The organism is Hasllibacter halocynthiae (assembly GCF_003003095.1).
In the GTDB taxonomy this organism is placed as follows: domain Bacteria; phylum Pseudomonadota; class Alphaproteobacteria; order Rhodobacterales; family Rhodobacteraceae; genus Hasllibacter; species Hasllibacter halocynthiae.
Genome location: NZ_PVTT01000002.1, coordinates 1,037,501 through 1,053,979 on the forward strand (window position 1 = coordinate 1,037,501; position 16,479 = coordinate 1,053,979).

Annotated in this window: 16 protein-coding genes, 1 tRNA gene and 2 rRNA genes (1 of these 19 running past the window's edge); 11 read left to right on the top strand and 8 right to left on the bottom strand. The window is 70.7% G+C overall.

Annotated features, from left to right (window positions below; genetic code table 11):
• From BCF33_RS12090 to glpK, 8 genes are all read left to right on the top strand, one after another.
• Positions 1 to 358 (top strand): 23S ribosomal RNA (locus BCF33_RS12090) (it extends 2,466 nt beyond the left edge of the window).
• Positions 359 to 429: 71 nt separating this feature from the next.
• Positions 430 to 544: ribosomal RNA gene (rrf, locus tag BCF33_RS12095) — 5S ribosomal RNA — on the top strand.
• Between the two features lie 42 nt (positions 545 to 586).
• A tRNA-Met gene (locus BCF33_RS12100) sits at positions 587 to 663 on the top strand.
• 172 nt (positions 664 to 835) lie between these two features.
• Positions 836 to 2,014 (top strand): DVUA0089 family protein, encoded by a 1,179-nt coding sequence (locus BCF33_RS12105; RefSeq protein WP_146132814.1) that lies wholly within the window; start codon positions 836 to 838, stop codon positions 2,012 to 2,014.
• An 84-nt stretch (positions 2,015 to 2,098) separates the two neighbouring features.
• Positions 2,099 to 3,040 (top strand): ABC transporter ATP-binding protein, encoded by a 942-nt coding sequence (locus BCF33_RS12110; RefSeq protein WP_106161163.1) that lies wholly within the window; start codon positions 2,099 to 2,101, stop codon positions 3,038 to 3,040.
• The gene (locus BCF33_RS12115) at positions 3,037 to 3,798 is read left to right on the top strand and encodes an ABC transporter permease (protein ID WP_106161164.1); all 762 of its coding nucleotides are present in this window, start codon (positions 3,037 to 3,039) and stop codon (positions 3,796 to 3,798) included. The genes BCF33_RS12110 and BCF33_RS12115 overlap by 4 nt, the downstream gene beginning before the upstream one ends.
• A gap of 22 nt (positions 3,799 to 3,820) precedes the next feature.
• Positions 3,821 to 5,365: a glycerol-3-phosphate dehydrogenase gene (glpD, locus tag BCF33_RS12120; RefSeq protein WP_106161632.1), complete on the top strand. Its 1,545-nt coding sequence runs from the start codon at positions 3,821 to 3,823 to the stop codon at positions 5,363 to 5,365.
• 51 nt (positions 5,366 to 5,416) lie between these two features.
• The gene (glpK, locus tag BCF33_RS12125; protein WP_106161165.1) at positions 5,417 to 6,874 is read left to right on the top strand and encodes a glycerol kinase GlpK; all 1,458 of its coding nucleotides are present in this window, start codon (positions 5,417 to 5,419) and stop codon (positions 6,872 to 6,874) included.
• Positions 6,875 to 6,883: 9 nt separating this feature from the next.
• Here glpK and uvrC read toward each other — a convergent pair whose 3' ends face one another.
• The 5 genes from uvrC to BCF33_RS12145 all read right to left on the bottom strand — a co-directional run bounded on the left by uvrC (position 6,884) and on the right by BCF33_RS12145 (position 11,742).
• Positions 6,884 to 8,755 carry an excinuclease ABC subunit UvrC gene (gene uvrC / locus BCF33_RS12130; RefSeq protein ID WP_211292388.1) on the bottom strand — a complete coding sequence of 624 codons (1,872 nt, stop codon included), beginning with the start codon at positions 8,753 to 8,755 and terminating at the stop codon, positions 6,884 to 6,886.
• 312 nt (positions 8,756 to 9,067) lie between these two features.
• Positions 9,068 to 9,838 carry an SDR family oxidoreductase gene (locus BCF33_RS12135; protein ID WP_106161166.1) on the bottom strand — a complete coding sequence of 257 codons (771 nt, stop codon included), beginning with the start codon at positions 9,836 to 9,838 and terminating at the stop codon, positions 9,068 to 9,070.
• Complete coding sequence (locus tag BCF33_RS12140; RefSeq protein ID WP_106161167.1) at positions 9,835 to 10,791, bottom strand: calcium/sodium antiporter; 957 nt, start codon at positions 10,789 to 10,791, stop codon at positions 9,835 to 9,837. The genes BCF33_RS12135 and BCF33_RS12140 overlap by 4 nt, the downstream gene beginning before the upstream one ends.
• On the bottom strand, positions 10,779 to 10,934 hold the full coding sequence (locus BCF33_RS14210) for a hypothetical protein (RefSeq protein WP_170073291.1): 156 nt from the start codon (positions 10,932 to 10,934) through the stop codon (positions 10,779 to 10,781). The genes BCF33_RS12140 and BCF33_RS14210 overlap by 13 nt, the downstream gene beginning before the upstream one ends.
• A gap of 1 nt (position 10,935) precedes the next feature.
• Positions 10,936 to 11,742, bottom strand: coding sequence for a S49 family peptidase (locus tag BCF33_RS12145; RefSeq protein ID WP_106161168.1), 807 nt, complete (start codon positions 11,740 to 11,742; stop codon positions 10,936 to 10,938).
• Positions 11,743 to 11,829: 87 nt separating this feature from the next.
• Between BCF33_RS12145 and pgsA the strand changes: the two genes are divergently transcribed.
• From pgsA to BCF33_RS12160, 3 genes are read left to right on the top strand one after another with little or no spacing between them, the layout of a single operon-like run.
• A complete protein-coding gene (gene pgsA, locus BCF33_RS12150; protein WP_106161169.1) occupies positions 11,830 to 12,477 on the top strand; it encodes a CDP-diacylglycerol--glycerol-3-phosphate 3-phosphatidyltransferase in 648 nt (215 codons plus the stop codon).
• Positions 12,474 to 12,719 (top strand): molybdopterin converting factor subunit 1, encoded by a 246-nt coding sequence (gene moaD / locus BCF33_RS12155; RefSeq protein ID WP_106161170.1) that lies wholly within the window; start codon positions 12,474 to 12,476, stop codon positions 12,717 to 12,719. Before pgsA ends, moaD begins: the two co-directional genes overlap by 4 nt.
• A gap of 2 nt (positions 12,720 to 12,721) precedes the next feature.
• On the top strand, positions 12,722 to 13,156 hold the full coding sequence (locus BCF33_RS12160; protein ID WP_106161171.1) for a molybdenum cofactor biosynthesis protein MoaE: 435 nt from the start codon (positions 12,722 to 12,724) through the stop codon (positions 13,154 to 13,156).
• A gap of 56 nt (positions 13,157 to 13,212) precedes the next feature.
• Here BCF33_RS12160 and BCF33_RS12165 read toward each other — a convergent pair whose 3' ends face one another.
• Genes BCF33_RS12165 through ubiA form a run of 3 tightly spaced genes read right to left on the bottom strand, consistent with a single transcriptional unit; the run spans position 13,213 to position 16,474 of the window.
• Positions 13,213 to 13,539 carry a hypothetical protein gene (locus BCF33_RS12165; RefSeq protein ID WP_106161172.1) on the bottom strand — a complete coding sequence of 109 codons (327 nt, stop codon included), beginning with the start codon at positions 13,537 to 13,539 and terminating at the stop codon, positions 13,213 to 13,215.
• Positions 13,536 to 15,434 carry an OmpA family protein gene (locus BCF33_RS12170; RefSeq protein WP_106161173.1) on the bottom strand — a complete coding sequence of 633 codons (1,899 nt, stop codon included), beginning with the start codon at positions 15,432 to 15,434 and terminating at the stop codon, positions 13,536 to 13,538. Before BCF33_RS12170 ends, BCF33_RS12165 begins: the two co-directional genes overlap by 4 nt.
• Before the next feature lie 59 nt (positions 15,435 to 15,493).
• Positions 15,494 to 16,474: a 4-hydroxybenzoate octaprenyltransferase gene (gene ubiA, locus BCF33_RS12175; RefSeq protein WP_106161174.1), complete on the bottom strand. Its 981-nt coding sequence runs from the start codon at positions 16,472 to 16,474 to the stop codon at positions 15,494 to 15,496.
• Positions 16,475 to 16,479: the final 5 nt, after the last annotated feature.

Below are 16,479 nucleotides of genomic sequence, written 5' to 3' on the forward strand. Positions count from 1 at the left end.
GGAGCAGGTCCCAAGGGTATGGCTGTTCGCCATTTAAAGAGGTACGTGAGCTGGGTTTAGAACGTCGTGAGACAGTTCGGTCCCTATCTGCCGTGGGTGTAGGATACTTGAGAGGAGTTGCCCCTAGTACGAGAGGACCGGGGTGAACGATCCACTGGTGGACCAGTTGTCGTGCCAACGGCAGTGCTGGGTAGCTATGATCGGACAGGATAACCGCTGAAGGCATCTAAGCGGGAAGCCCCCCTCGAAACAAGGTATCCCTGAGGACCGTGGAAGACCACCACGTCGATAGGCCGGAGATGTAAGTCGTGTGAGCGGCTCAGTTGACCGGTACTAATTGTCCGATAGGCTTGATTTGATCCAGTGGAGGCTAGGCCTTCCCTGATCGAGAGCATACGCCAGTATGACTTGGATACGTTCCTTTTTCGATCCGGTGATAATAGCGCGAGCGAAACACCCGATCCCATCCCGAACTCGGCCGTTAAGCGCCGCTGCGCCGATGGTACTGCGTCTTAAGACGTGGGAGAGTAGGTCATCGCCGGATCTAGAAAGGAACGTGCGTATCTCTCCAGTATGATGTCGATGGCGCGGGGTGGAGCAGCCCGGTAGCTCGTCAGGCTCATAACCTGAAGGTCGTAGGTTCAAATCCTACCCCCGCAACCAGACCGCCCTGATGAGGGGTTTAGTCCTTTCGAGGGCGTGGTTCCGCTTCCCCACCGTTGGTTGCGCCGTTAACCTCCGGCTAACCCGCCCACTCGGCGGAGGGCCGTTTCCCGGAGGATCCATGTTCATCAGACCTGTTCCCATCGCCGCCGCAATCCTTGGTGCAACTGCCATGCCCGTCTCAGCGCAGGAGCAGCAGGAGGTCGCCTGCGGCGCAGGCGCCTTGTGGATCAACGGCACCGAGGATGCGTCGAACGTCACCTCCTTCGAGGAGCCCGTGCAGCAGGTCACGCTTGTGCCGCAGAACGGCGCTGCGGTGACGCTGTTCACCCTGTCCGAGCAGACCGGCGTGCGGCTGGAGGCCGAGGGTGCAGATGGCGGGGACACGGTGATCGACCTGCTGGACGCGTCCGGCAACCTGATCGGCAATGACGACGATGGTGGCGGCGCCCTTTCCTCGCGGTTGGAAGTCGATCTTCCTGCGGGGACCTATTGCCTTCAGACCCGCAGCTTCGGCGGCTCTCTGATCCCGGCGACCGTCAGCATCGGCCTGCAGAGCCAGGAAGCGATGACGGAGGGACTGGGCGCGGTCGGCGGGGGCGGGGCATTCGGCGCGCCCGAATGCGGCCCCGACACCGAGGCGCAGACGCTGGGCGAGGGGGCTCTGGCGCCAGGCGGCTCTTTGCAGGCGACGGCCCCCATCGGCGCCGTGCCTTTCTACCGCTTCACCTTGGAATCGGAGACGCCCATCGTCGTCACGGCCGAGAACCCCGACGCGGACCCATACGTCTATCTCTACGACGAGCGCGGTGGACTGATGGGGCAGAACGACGATTTCGACGGCCTCAACAGCCGGCTCGAGATGATGGAGCCCCTTTCGGCGGGCAGCTACTGCGTGGCGCTGGAAGCGCTGTCCGACGAGACGCAACCCGTGACCGTCACCGTGGCGGAATTCGACGCCGCCGCCGCCCAGCAGGCGCTGATAGAACGGGGCGAGATCGCGCCGCCCCTCGACGGAAGCTATCAGGTCGAGCCGCTCGGTCCCTTGCAGACGCGGCTGCGCGCCTCCGCCGATGCCGTGGACGCGTATCGGTATTATACTTTCGACATGCCGCAGTTCGGCCTCGCCACCGTCGAGGCGATCGGGCAGGGCGGGGCCGATCCCATCGTCGTCCTTTATGACGAGTTCGGCCGCGAAATCGGCTGGAATGACGACGGCCCTCAAGGTCTCGACAGCTTCCTCGCGCTGGAGCTGGCGCCCGGAACCTACATCCTTGGCGTGGGCCAGTATGGCCAAGCGGCGGCGGGCGGGATCACCGTGGCGATGACGCGCTACGTTCCCGCGCAGTAGGGCGCTTGCCCGCGCAGGGCCGCACGCCCCCTGTTCGCGCCGCCGGCCTCGCGCCGGCGGCGTTTTCGTGTCAGGGCGAGCGGCATGAGCGGAATTGTGGAAGTGGACGGGCTGGCCAAGCGTTATGATGGCGGGTTCGAAGCGTTGAAGGGCGTGGACCTTTCGATCCGAGAGGGCGAGATCCTCGCCCTTCTGGGACCGAACGGCGCGGGCAAGACGACGCTGATCTCGACCATATGCGGGATCACGGTGCCGACGGATGGGGCGGTGCGCGTGGGCGGGCATGACGTGGTGCGCGACTTCCGCGCCGCCCGCAGGATGATCGGCCTCGTCCCGCAGGAGATCAATCTCGAGCCGTTCGAGAAGGTGCGCGACACGGTCGCCTTCTCGCGCGGGCTGTTCGGCGCGCCGCGGGACGACGCGAAGGTCGCGGCGGTGCTCGAGGCGCTGTCGCTGACGGACAAGGCCGGCAGCCAGATCAAGGAACTGTCCGGCGGCATGAAGCGGCGGGTGCTGATCGCCAAGGCGCTGTCGCACGACCCTAAGGTCCTCTTCCTCGACGAGCCGACGGCCGGCGTCGACGTCGAGCTGCGCCGCGGCATGTGGGAGGTGGTGGCCGAGCTGAAGCGCCGGGGCGTTACGATCATCCTGACCACCCATTACATCGAGGAGGCCGAGGCCATCGCCGACCGGATCGCCGTCATCTCGAAGGGGCGGATCCTCCTCGTCGAGGAGAAGGACGCGCTCATGGCGCGGATGGGCCGCAAGGAGATGGTGCTGGAGCTGTCCGAACCCCTGGACGCGCTCCCCCCGGCACTTCGCGCGAGCGGGCTCGCCCTCGGTGCGGACGGAAGCAGCCTGCGCTACGTCTACGACGTGCATGCCGAACGAACCGGGATCACGCGGCTCCTGTCGGACCTGCAGGCTGCGGGCATCCGGGTGCGGGACGTCACGACGCGGCAGTCCAGCCTGGAGGAGATATTCACCGGCCTCGTGGACCACGACGCGCGGGAGGCGGCGGAATGAACTGGTCCGCCGTCGCCGCCATCTACCGCTTCGAGATGGCCCGCTTCTTTCGCACGATCACGCAATCGCTCGTCTCGCCCGTCCTCTCGACCTCGCTCTACTTCGTGGTGTTCGGGGCGGCGATCGGCTCCCGCATCGATCAGGTCGAGGGGGTTCCCTATGGCGCCTTCATCGTGCCCGGCCTCATCATGCTGACGGTTCTGACGCAGGCGACGTCGAACGCCAGCTTCGGCATCTACTTCCCGAAGTTCATCGGCACCATGTACGAGATCCTGTCGGCCCCGATCGGCTACGTCGAGATCGTGCTGGGCTACGTGGGCGCGGCGGCGACCAAGGCGCTGTTCATCGGCGTGATCATCCTCGTCACCTCCTTCTTCTTCGTGGATATGACGATCCTGCATCCGTTGGTGATGGTCGCCTTCCTGATCCTCACCTGCGTCAGCTTCGCGCTCCTGGGGTTCATCATCGGGATCTGGGCGAAGAACTTCGAGCAGCTGCAGCTCGTCCCGCTCCTCGTGATCACGCCGCTCGTGTTCCTCGGAGGCTCGTTCTACTCGATCTCGATGCTGCCGCCGTTCTGGCAGGGGGTGACGCTGTTCAACCCGGTGGTCTACCTCGTCTCGGGGTTCCGCTGGTCCTTCTTCGGGACCGCCGACGTGCCCGTGGCGATCAGCCTCGTGGCGATCGCGGCCTTCCTCGGCATCATGCTGGCGGTGACGGCGTGGATATTCCGCACCGGATGGCGGCTGAAACAGTAGCGGAGCGGAGGCGTTGGACGGCATGACGGATACCGACATCCTGGTCATCGGCGGCGGCGTGAACGGCTGCGGCATCGCCCGCGACGCAGCCGGGCGGGGCCTTTCCGTCACCCTCTGCGAGATGGGGGACCTGGCCGGCGCCACCTCCTCGGCTTCCACCAAGCTCTTCCATGGGGGGCTGCGCTATCTCGAGTTCTTCGAGTTCGGCCTCGTCCGCAAGGCGCTGGTCGAGCGGGGAACGCTCCTCGAGGCGATGCCCCATATCGCCTGGCCGATGCGCTTCGTGCTGCCCTACGACCCCGAGGCGCGGTTCGAAGGGGACACACCGACCTCGAAGCTCCTGTCCCGGGCGATGCCCTGGATGAAGGGGCGGCGGCCGGACTGGCTGATCCGAACGGGGCTGTTCCTCTACGACCGGATGGGCGGGCGGGGGCATTTCCCCGGGACGAAGACGATCCGACTGGCGGACGATCCGGCTGGCGCCTCCCTGAAGCCGCGATTCGAGAAGGCGTTCGAGTATTCGGACGCCTGGGTCGAGGACAGCCGCCTCGTCGCGCTGAACGCCCGCGACGCGGCCCAGCGGGGTGCCGACGTGCGCACGCGCTGCAAGGTCTTCTCGGCCGAGCGGCGGGAGGGGCGCTGGCACGTCGAGACCACGGACGGCCCCGTCCGCGCGCGCGCCCTGGTGAACGCCGCCGGTCCCTGGGTCGAGGAGGTGCTGACCGGCACGCTCAGGCGGAACACCGAAGCCGGCGTCCGGCTGGTCCGCGGCAGCCACGTCGTCACCCGCAAGCTCTTCGACCACGGCAAGTGCTACTTCTTCCAGGGCCGCGACGGGCGGATCATCTTCGCCATCCCCTACGAGTACGACTTCACCCTGATCGGCACCACTGACGCCGAGCACGACGACCTCCACGCCAAGCCCGAGGCAACGGAGGAGGAGGTCGACTACCTCCTCGCCTTCGCGTCCGAATACTTCGCCGACCCTGTCACGCGCGAGGACGTCGTGCACACCTATTCGGGGGTTCGCCCGCTCTATGACGACGGGGCGAAATCGGCCACGGCGGCGACGCGGGACTACGTCCTCCTGATGGACGAGGGGGGGGGCGCGCCGCTCCTGTCGGTGTTCGGGGGCAAGATCACGACCTACCGGACGCTGGCGCAGTCGGCGACGGACCAGGTGGCCGGCGCCCTGGGGAACGACAGTCCCGCCTGGACCGAAGGCGCGCCCCTGCCGGGCGGCGACTTCCCCGTGGGCGGGCACCTGAAGCTGATCGCGGACCTGAAGGCGGCGCACCCGTTCCTGTCGGACCGCTGGGCGCACCGCCTCGTGCGGGCCTACGGCACGGAGGCGGCCGAGTTGCTGGAGGGGGGCGAGGCCGCGCTTGGCCGGCGCTTCGGCGCCGACCTGACGGAGTGCGAGATCGATTGGCTGCGGACGCGCGAGTTCGCGCGCACCGCCGAGGACGTGCTCTGGCGCCGCTCGAAGCTGGGGCTGCACATGACCGAAGGCGAGCGGGCGGAGGTCGGCGCCTTCATGGGCGAGGCGCGCGAGGCCGCCGAGTAGCTTGCGCGTCCCGCCCTGCCGGGCCAGCCTCCGCCCAAAGGGGAGGGGCCATTGTCCGTCATCGCCATCGATCAGGGCACCACGTCCTCGCGCGCCATCCGCTTCGGGCCCGACCTCGCGCCCGAGGCGACCGCGCAGGAGGAGTTCGAGCAGTACTTCCCCGCCTCCGGCTGGGTCGAGCACGAGGCCGCCGACCTTTGGGAGACGACGCGCCGCGTCACGGCCGAGGTGATGGACAGCTCCGTCCGGGCGATCGGCATCACCAACCAGCGCGAGACCACCGTGGTATGGGACCGCCGCACGGGCGAGCCGATCCACCGCGCGATCGTCTGGCAGGACCGGCGCACCGCCGACCGCTGCGCCGCGCTGAAGAAGGAGGGCCTGGAGGAGCGGGCGACCGAGGTGACGGGTCTGCTGCTCGACCCCTACTTCTCGGGCACCAAGCTGGCCTGGATCCTCGACGAGGTCGAAGGCGCGCGCGAGCGGGCCGAGGCGGGCGAGCTGCTCTTCGGCACGGTCGACACCTGGCTGATCTGGAACCTGACGGAAGGCCGGGTCCATGCGACGGACCACACCAACGCTTGCCGGACGCTGCTCTACGACATCCGGGCCGGGGACTGGTCGGACGAGATGCTGGAGATGCTGGACGTTCCCCGCGCCGTCCTCCCCGAGATCCGGGACTGCGACGGCGATTTCGGCGAGACGACGCTCTTCGGCGACCCGGTCCCGATCCGGGGCGTGGCGGGCGACCAGCAGGCGGCCACGGTGGGCCAGGCCTGCTTCGAGCCGGGGATGCTGAAGTCGACCTACGGCACGGGGTGCTTCGCGCTCCTGAACACCGGGGACGCGCCGCAGTTCTCGAAGAGCCGGCTGCTGACCACCGTGGCCTACCGCCTGGGGGGCAGGACCACCTACGCCCTGGAAGGGGCCATCTTCATCGCGGGCGCGGCCGTGCAGTGGCTGCGCGACGGCCTCGGGATCGTCGAGGCGGCGCACGAGACGGCGCGCATGGCGGCGAGGGCGGACCCCAAGCAGGACGTGCTGCTGGTGCCGGCCTTCACCGGCCTCGGCGCGCCGCATTGGGTGCCGGAGGCGCGCGGCGCGCTCTTCGGGCTGACGCGGGGCACGGGGCGCGACGAGGTGGCGAAGGCGGCTCTGGAATCGGTGGGCTACCAGACGCTGGATCTGATCCGCGCCATGCAGGCGGACCATGGCGGGGACACGGGCGCGGTGATCCGGGTGGACGGGGGCATGACGGCCTCGGACCCGGCGATGCAGTTCCTGGCCGACATCACCGGGGGGCGGGTGGACCGGCCCACCATCCTCGAGACGACGGCGCTGGGCGTCGCGTGGATCGCGGGGCACGCGGTCGGCCTCTACCCCGGCGCGGAGGGCTTCGCGGCGCGCTGGGCGCTCGACCGCAGCTTCGAGCCCGCGATGGACGAGGCCGAGCGTGCGGCGCGGACCGAGCGATGGGACCGGGCGGTGGCGGCGACGCGGGGCGTCTGAAGCCTTCCCTCAGCCCGCCTGGAAGTGGTCGTAGATCTTCTGCGCGAGGCTCTTCGAGATGCCCGGCACCGCCTGAAGGTCCTTCAGGTTCGCGCGCGAGACCGCCTTGGCGCTGCCGAAATGGCGCAGAAGGGCTGACTTGCGCCCCTGCCCGACGCCCGGCACGTCGTCCAAGGGGTTGGCCATGAAGCCCTTCGACCGCTTGGCCCGGTGGGTGCCGATGGCGAAGCGGTGCGCCTCGTCGCGCATCCGCTGCACGAAGTAGAGGACGGGGTCCTGCCGGCGCAGGGCGAAGGACGGCCTGCCCGGGACGTGGAAGACCTCCTTGCCGGCGTCGCGGTCGACGCCCTTGGCGACGCCGACCACCGGGACGTCGTCCACGCCCATCTCGCGCAGGACCTTCGCGACGGCCGAGACCTGGCCCGCGCCGCCGTCGATCAGCAGAAGGTCCGGCCAGCCCTGCCCCTCGCGGTCCGGGTCCTCCTTCAGCAGGCGCGTGAAGCGGCGGGTCAGCACCTCGGTCATCATGCCGAAATCGTCGCCCGCGGTGATGCCGTCGCCCTTGATGTTGAACTTGCGGTACTGGCCCTTCTCGTAGCCGTCCGGGCCGACGACGACGAAGGCGCCGACCGCGTCCGCGCCCATGATGTGCGAGTTGTCGTAGACCTCGATCCGGCGAGGCGTCTCCGGCAGACCGAACGCCTCGGCCAGCCCCTCCAGCAGCTTGGCCTGCGCGGCGCCCTCGGACATGCGGCGGGTCAGCGATTCCCTCGCGTTGCGCAGGGCGAAGGCCACCAGCTCGGCCTTCTCGCCCTTCTGGGGAACGCCGATGCGAACCTTGCGCCCGGCCTTCTCGCCCAGGGCCTTCTCCATGAGGGCGGTGTCCTCCAGCCCGTGCGAGACGAGGAGGAGGGAGGGCGCCTCCCGGTTCTCGTAGAACTGTCCGACGAAGGCCTCCATGACCTCCGCCGGGTCCTCCTCGCCCGAGACCTTGGGATAATAGTCGCGGTTGCCCCAGTTCTGGCCAGCGCGGATGAAGAAGACCTGCACGCAGGCCTGCCCGCCGGCGGTGTGCAGCGCGATCACGTCCGCCTCGGGCGTCGACTTGGGGTTCACGCCCTGCACGGACTGCACCATCGTCAGCGCCTTGATCCGGTCGCGCAGGGCGGCCGCGCGCTCGAACTCCATGGCTTCGGCGGCCTCCTCCATCTGGTGGGCGAGGTTCTCCTGCACCTTGGTGGTCTTTCCCTGCAGGAAGCGGGCGGCGTCGCGGACGCTCTCGGCGTACTCCTCCTCGGAGACGAGGCCGACGCAGGGCCCCGAGCAGCGCTTGATCTGGTAGAGCAGGCAGGGCCGCGAGCGCGAGTCGAACATCGCATCCGAGCAGTTCCGCAGGAGGAACACCTTCTGCAGCTGCGTCAGCACGCGGTTCACCGCGCCCGCGGACGCGAACGGACCGAAATACTGCCCGCCCGGCGCCTTGCGGCCGCGGTGCTTGGCGATGCGCGGGAAATCGTGGTCGGCGGTGAACATGATGTTCGGGAACGACTTGTCGTCCCGCAGCAGCACGTTGAACTTCGGCTTGAGCTGCTTGATCAGGTTCTGCTCGAGCAGCAGCGCCTCGGTCTCGGTCCGGGTCGTGAGGAACATCATCGACGCCGTCTCGCAGATCATGCGCCGGATGCGGGGGCTGTGGCCCGAGAGGCGGGCGTAGGACGAGACCCGCGCCTTCAGGTTCTTCGCCTTACCGACATAGAGGACGCGGCTCTCGGCGTCGAGCATCCGGTACACGCCGGGCGAGCCGTCGATCTGGCGCAGGTGGCGCTTGATGACCTCGGGGCCGGTGGCGGGCTTGGGCATGTCGGGGTTCAGCTGGTTCATCGGTCGAATCGGGCCTCCCCCGCGCTGCATCCCATGGCAAGACGGGAACGATCCCCAGGACTGTGGGTAACTCGGTGGGTGAAATGGTCCCTCGCCCCCCTCGGGGTCAAGGATTCAAGGCCCGGGGGTCGAATGCCCAAATCTTGGGCGAAATATAGCCCATTGATATCGAACGAAAGATAAATACAGCCCTGCCGGGCGGCCGGTTCCTTGACGGTTCGATGACGCGGTCTAGCCCGTGCGCTCCCTTCGTGCACAACTCCCGCGTCTCGGCGGCGCCGGGCCTGCGTCCCTTGCCGGGCCGCCGCTTCGTCAGCCCCCGCCCAGGACGTCCCGCGTCCGCCATCCCAGATGCTGGCCGCCATCGACGCAGATCACCTGCCCCGTCACGGCCCGTGCGCCGAGGAGGTAGTCGAGCGCGTCCGCGATCCCCTCGGGGTCGCCGCCCCGTCCGAGGATCGTGGCGGCGCGCTGGGCGGCGAAATGCGCCTCGGACTGGCGGCTCGCGCGCAGGGTAGGGCCGGGGGCGATGGCGTTGACCCGGATGGCGGGGGCCAGCGCTTGGGCGCCCGTCCGCGTCAGCCACCACAGCCCCGCCTTCGCGAGCGAGTATGTCGCGAACTCCGGCGTGGGCTTGAGGACGCGCTGGTCGACCATGTTGACGACGAGGCCGGAGGCGAGCGGCTCGCCGTCCCCCCCGGGCTCCAGCCCCTGCTCGGCCATGGCCTGCATCAGCCAGAACGGCGCCTCGAGGTTCGATCCCAGATGGCGGTCCCAGCCTTCGGGCGTCGCGGTGCGAATGTCGTCGCGCTCGAAGATCGAGGCGTTGTTCACGAGGACGGTGACCGGCCCGCCGAGCGCCCCGGCCGCGCGCGGCAGAAGGGCGCGGGCCACGTCCCGGTCGAGGAGGTCGCCGCGTACCGTCTCGGCCACCGCGCCCTCGGCCTGGACCATGGCGGCCGTCTCCTCCGCGCCCGCGGCGCTCTCGTGGTAGTGGACCGCGACCGCATGACCCCTGCGTGCCAGCCGCACGGCCATCGCGCGCCCCAGCCGCCCGCCCGCCCCGGTGACCAGCGCCCTCACGTCAGGACGAACGCGACGTAGAGGACGTAGAGCGCCGTCAGTATGCCCCCGGTGGCCCGCCCCATGTCCCGCCTGCCGAAGACGAAGGGCACCAGCACCAGGGACGCCCCCGCCATGACCCACAGATCCGAGCGTAGGACCTGCGGATCCACCGGGATCGGCCCGACCAGCGAGGCGACGCCGATGATCGCCAGGAGGTTGAACATGTTCGACCCGATGACGTTGCCCAGCGCCACGTCAACTTGTCTGCGATGTGCGGCGGAGATGGTGGTCGCCAATTCGGGCAGGGAGGTCCCGAGGGCCACCAGCGTGAGCCCGATCACCTCGTCGGAGAAGCCGAAGGAGCGCGCGATGCCCGAGGCGCCGTCCACGAGGAGGTTCGCGCCGATCGGCAGGGCGACGAGGCCGATCGCCAGCGCGCCGAGGATCTTCGGCCAGCCGAGCGAGGGGTCCGCGCCCTCGACCTCCTCCTCGTGGTCCTCGGCCGCGCGGTGGGCGGCCGCCGCGGCGCGGTAGGCCCAGAGCAGCATCGCCGCCAGCCCGGCCAGGAGGATCAGCCCGTGCCACCAGGTGAACGGGCCGAAGAAGGCCAGCAGGATGAACAGCGCCGTCGCCGCCAGCATCTGCACGTAGGAGCGGCGGGTGTCGAACCCTGAGGTGGCGAGGCCCGTCATCAGCGCCGGCACCCCCAGGACCAGGAGGACGTTCGCCGTGTTCGAGCCGACGACGTTGCCGAGCGCCAGCCCGGCCACCCCGTCCAGGATCGCCTGGATCGAGATCAGCAGCTCGGGCGCGGAGGTGCCGAAGGCCACGATCGTGAGCGACACGATCAGCGCCGGCACCCCGAGCCGCAGCGAGAGGTTCACCGCCCCCTTCACGAGAAAGTCGCCCCCCACCAGCAGAAGGGCGAGGCCGCCCCCGACCATGACCCAGTCGAGGATCACGCGCGGCATCCGCAGCCGGCGTCGCCGATGCGCAAGCGCCCGCATCCGCGGCAGCGACCGACGCGCCTGACGCCGCGCCCCGGCACCCAGATCCGGCCCCACATCGCCATGAGCGCCATGAACACCAGAAAGAGGGTGACGATCTTCAGCACGTCAGAGGCCGAACCGCGCGAGCATCGCGCGTTCCGCCAGCATCGCGTCGAGCCGGCCGGCCGCCCCGTCCGCGAGGCCCGCGCCGAAGCGCCGCAGGAAGGGCCGGCGCTGGCCGTAGCGGCGGAAGCGGATGTCCTTGCCGTAGAGCGCGCGCATCTTCGGCTCCAGATGGGCGACGCCGTCGGTCAGCCCGACCGCATGGGCGGTCTCGCCGACCCATATCTCGCCCGTGAAGAGGCGCGGATCGTCCGACAGGCGGGCGCCGCGGCGGGCCTTCACGTGCGCGATGAAGCTCTGGTGGATCTGCTCGAGAAGCTCGCGCAGGCGGGCGACGTCCTGGGGGTCCTCCGGCCGGAACGGGTCCAGCTTGGACTTCGACTCGCCGGCGGTGTGGACGCGCCGCTCGATGCCGTAGCGTCCGATCAGCCCCTCCAAGCCGAAACCCGCCGAGATCACCCCGATGGACCCGGTGATGCTGCTGGCGTCGGTCCAGATGTCGTCCGCGGCGCAGGCCAGCCAGTAGCCGCCCGAGGCGGCGACGTCCTCGACGAAGGCATGGACGGGAACGCCGTGCTTCTCCGAGAGGCGCCGGATGCGCGCGCCGATCAGCGACGACTGGACCGGGCTGCCCCCGGGCGAGTTGATCTGCAGCGCCACGGCCTTCGGTTTGCCCTTCGCGAACGCCCGCTCGAGCACCGGCCCGATCCCGGCGTCGTTCAGGGTGCCGCGCGTGCCCTGCGCGATGGCCCCCGAAAGGCGCACGACCGCGACGATGGGCTTTGGGGCGGCGAACGGGTTCCAGCGCATGGCCCCGGACTAGGCCGGGGGCGGAGGGGCCGCAAGGCGCGCCGACCCCCGCTTTCGCCCACCCGCGCGCCGTCCTACACCCACCCCATGAAGTGGAACCTCCCCAACGTCCTGACCTTCGGCCGGCTCGTCGCGGCGCCGGCGCTGCCGCTGGCCTACGTCCTCCTCCCGGCGCCCTGGGCGGACCTCGTGGGGCTGATCCTCTTCTCGGCGGCCGCGATCACGGACTACGTCGACGGTCAGCTCGCCCGCCGCTGGGGTCAGGTCAGCCGTTTCGGCGCCATGCTGGACCCGATCGCGGACAAGGCGATGGTGGTGACGGCCGTCGCGATCCTCTTCGGCCTCTACGGGCTAGACCTCGCCATCGTGGTCCCCGCGACCCTGATCCTCTTCCGCGAGGTTTTCGTCTCCGGCCTGCGCGAGTTCCTCGGCGCGGATGCCGGCAAGCTGGCGGTCACGCGGCTGGCCAAGTGGAAGACGACCGCGCAGCTCGTCTCGATCGGGTTCCTCCTCGCCGCCCGCATGTTCGAGGGCGCGCTCGGCCTTCAGATCGACGCGGCCGAGGCGCGCGGCGCGCTGGAGGAGCTGCCCTTCCTCGTCGACGCGACGGCATGGCTGGCGACGGCGACGTTCTGGATCGGCCTCGCCCTCTTCTGGGTGGCGGGCATCCTGACCGCGGTCACCGGCTGGGACTACTTCGCCAAGGCCCGCCCCTTCCTGACGGAGGCACCATGAGGATCCTCTACTTCGCCTGGCTGCGCGAGCGGATCGGAATCTCGTCGGAGGAGGTCGAGACCGCCGCCCCGACGCCCGCCGCCCTCGTCGAGGAACTGCGCGCGCGCGAGCCGCGCTATGCCGCCGCCTTCGCCGACACGAAGGCGGTCCGCGTCGCCGTGGACCAGGAGATGCGCGGCTGGGACGCCGACCTCGCCGGCGCGCGGGAGGTGGCGTTCTTCCCGCCGATGACGGGCGGCTAGAGATGGCGATCGAGGTCCGCGTCCAGCGCGAGCCGTTCGATCCGGCGGCGCTGCTGCCCGCAGGCGACGGCGCGGCGGGGGCCGCCGTCCTCTTCGCGGGGCAGGTGCGGGCCGATGACGGCCTCTCGGAGATGGAGATCGAGCACTGGCCCGGGGTGACGGAGGAGAGGCTGCGCCTCTTCGCCGCCGAGGCGGCCGAGCGGTTCGGCCTGCTGCGCGCCTGCATCGTGCATCGCCACGGCCCCCTGCGCCCGGGCGAGACGATCATGGCCGTCGCCTGCACGGCGCCGCATCGCCGCGCGGCCTTCGACGGGGCCGCCTTCCTGATGGACTGGCTGAAGTCCCGCGCGCCCTTCTGGAAGAAGGAGCGGGGTCCCTGGGGCGAGCGATGGGTCGAGGCCGCCCCGGAGGACGAGGACGCGCTGGGGCGCTGGTGACGGGCGGTTGCCCATGGGCAACACGTTAACAATGGGTTAGCGGGCTGGGCAGCGGGTCAGCCCGCGCTCACCCGCTCGATGTAGGCGCGCAGCTCGGACGCCTCGGCGCGGGCGTCGCGCAGCCCCTCCATGGCGGCCCGCAGCTCGGCCTCGGTCTGCTGGGCGCGGCTCTGCAGCTCGGCCTCGCGCTGCTGGTAGTAGGCGACGGCCTCGTCGCGCTGCTCCTCGGCCTCGTGGACCTGCTGGGCCAGGCGGTCGAGCTCGCCGATGTCGGCCTTCGTCACCCGCGTGAACCGGTTCAAGAGCCACGAGACGAACCATCCCAGCGCGAAGGCCACGAAGAGGATGATCGCGGTCGCGACGATGAACTCCGTGCGGTTCATTCCGCCTCCTCCTCCTGATCCTCTTCGGGGGCGCCGACCTCTGGCGGGCCTGCTGCGTCCTCCTCCTCCTCGCCGTCCTCGCCTGCGTCGTCCCGCGCGCCCTCGAGGGGGAGGAGGCCGAAGACGATGCGGCGGTTCTCCTCCCGGCCCTCGGCGGTCTCGTTGTCCGCGAGGGGGTCGGTCTCGCCGTAGCCTTGCGCGACCAGCTCGGCGTTGACCACCCGCCGCTGGAGGAGGGCGTCGACCACGGCGTCCGCACGCTCCTGGCTGAGCTCTAGGTTCATCTCCTCGCGGCCCTGGCTGTCCGTGTGGCCCGCCACCTCGAGGCGCATGGGCGGACAGCCGCCGATGATCTCGGCGATCTCGCCCAGGGTGCGGATGCCGCCCGGCTCGATGTCGTCGCTGCCGGGGGCGAAGGTGATCTTGCGCGCCTCGTTGGCGGTCCGGATGCGGGCGAGGCATTCCTCGGGCGTGGGAAGGGCGGCGGCGGGGTCCAGCGCCTCGACGTACTCGACCGCGATCTCGAAGTCGCCGCGCCCGAGACGCTCGGCCAGAAGGGCAGCGATGCGCTCGCGCGTGCTGGCGTCCCCCGTGCGGCCCGAGACGGAGAGCCCGTCCTCCGTCACCTCCAGGGCGCCCGAATCGAGCATCCCCAGCGCGTCGATCCCGGCCAGCACCCGCATCGGCCATCCCGCCGGCAGGTCCTCGGCCACCCGCACCCCGAACTCGACCCCGGTGCCGAGGCGCGCCTGCGCCAAGGTGCGCGCCGTCTCCCGCGCGCGGGCGTCCGGCAGCACGCCGGTGACGCGGGCGGCGCCCTCCTCGTCCAGGGTGGCGATGATGCGGGCGATGGTCGGCGGCGCGTTCGGATCGACGGCGACGGGCAGCGTCGCCGTCAGCTCGAACACCGGCGGCAGCGCCTGCTCGAGCCGTCCGACCACCGCGTCGAAGGCCGCCCGGTCGGTGCCCTCGGGCGCGGTCAGCGCGACCGCGCCGTCGGCGAAGGTCGCCTCGCCGCCGCCGAGGTCGCCCAGGGCGCGGATGGTCATCGCCACGGCCTCGCCCCAGCGGGGCGAAGGGCGCCCGAGCGCGAGCGTGCAGTCGACCCGCCCCTCGGCGCCCATCGAGGCTGCGGCCTCGCGGATCGCGGCCACGTCGCCCTCGTCGCCCGCCGAGCAGGCGTCGAAGCGCGCCCCGCCCGCGTCCTTCGAGAAGCGCAGCACGAACGGCGTGACCACGGGGCGGGGCGCGGTGACGCCCAGCACGAGCCGCACGCCGCCCGGGACGGCGGCGTTCAGCGCCCGCTCGGCGGCCTGGCGCTCGCGCTCGGAAGGGGCGGCGGCGGTGACGGCAACCCGGTCGGCGGAGACGGAGACCTTGGATCGGTCGAGGCGTCCGACCGCTTCCACCGCGAAGCCCAGCGCCGCGTCCCAGCCGGAGGGGGCGGGCCAGTCCGCCGTCTGCAGAAGGTCCGCGACCGGATCGCCCGTCGCGTCGCCGATGGCCGCGAGGAGCGCCTCGCGGTCCTCGCCCGCCGGAACGAGGCCGATCAGCGAGACGCCCGAGGCGTTGCGCAGCATCTCGACGGCGAAGCGGGGGGCGGGGATGGCGGCGGCGTCGGCCACGTCGAGCATGTCGACGACGCGGGCGCTGTCCACCACCTGCCCCGCGACCGTGAGCGCGCGGAAGCGGCGGGCCTCCGTGGGGGCGGTGCCGGTCAGGACGACCTGAAGCCCGTCGGTCGCCACCTCGGCGAAGTCGATCTCCGAGAGGAGGAGGGCGCGGCGCACGTCCTCGGCGGAGCGCGCCTCGATGGTCCGCGCGAGGACGGCCGCCGCGCCGAAGGAGGCCGCGAGGGCGATCAGGAGCGCGGCGATGACGGGGAGCTGTCTCATGGGCGTCTGGGGTCCACCTTTGCGGGCGCGGTGCTAGCCGCCCGGGGGCGCGGGCGCAATCACGCCGGCAGCGCCGCGGCGACGATCAGGCCGGCCCCGAGCGCGGCGGCGGGGATCAACCCTGCGTCGCGGTTCGACCGGAAGGCCCGGAGGGCGGAGGCGGGGTCCTCCTCGCGCAGGTTCCGCATCTGCCAGGCCATGTGCCAGCCCATCGCCCAGGGCCCCGCGAGGGCGAGGACGGCGGCGAGAGGGTTCAGCCCCGGCGGCAGCGCGAGGACGAGGGCGACGGCCAGCAGGATCACCGTCAGGGCAAGGAACCCCCTCAGCCAGCCGCGCGCGCGGGCCCCGAAGAGGCGGGCGGTGCTCTTCACGCCGATCAGGGCGTCGTCCTCGACGTCCTGCAGCGCGTAGATGGTGTCGTAGTAGAGCGTCCAGGCGATCCCCGCGGCGTAGAGGGCCACCGGCGCGGGCGAGAGCGTCCCGGCATGCGCCGCCCAGGCGAGGAGCGCGCCCCAGTTGAACGCGAGCCCGAGGAAGACCTGCGGCCACCAAGTGAAGCGCTTGGCGAAGGGGTAGACGCCCACGAGCCCCAGCGAGGCAATCCCGAGAAGGACCGCGAGCGGGTGGAAGGTCAGGAGGATCGCGAAGGCGACGAGCGCCTGCGCCCCCATCCAGAGGAGCGCGCCCCGCACCGTGACCTGCCCCGAGGGGATGGGCCGCGACCGGGTCCGCGCGACGGCCGCGTCGATCCGACGGTCGGTGACGTCGTTCCAGGTGCATCCCGCGCCCCGCATCAGGAAGGCCCCGAGGGCGCAGCCCGCCGCGATCCAGAGGTCGCCGGGCCGCGGGTCGCCCCCTGCCAGCATCGCCAGGAGCAGCCCCCACCAGCAGGGAATCAGGAGGAGCCACGTCCCGATGGGCCGGTCCGCGCGCGAGAGGCGCAGGAAGGGACGCAGGGCAGGCGGGGCGAAGCGGTCGACCCAGTTGTCCGGCGGGGCGTCGGCGACGCTTCCCTCTGGCGGCGTTCCGGCCTCGGCCATATCTG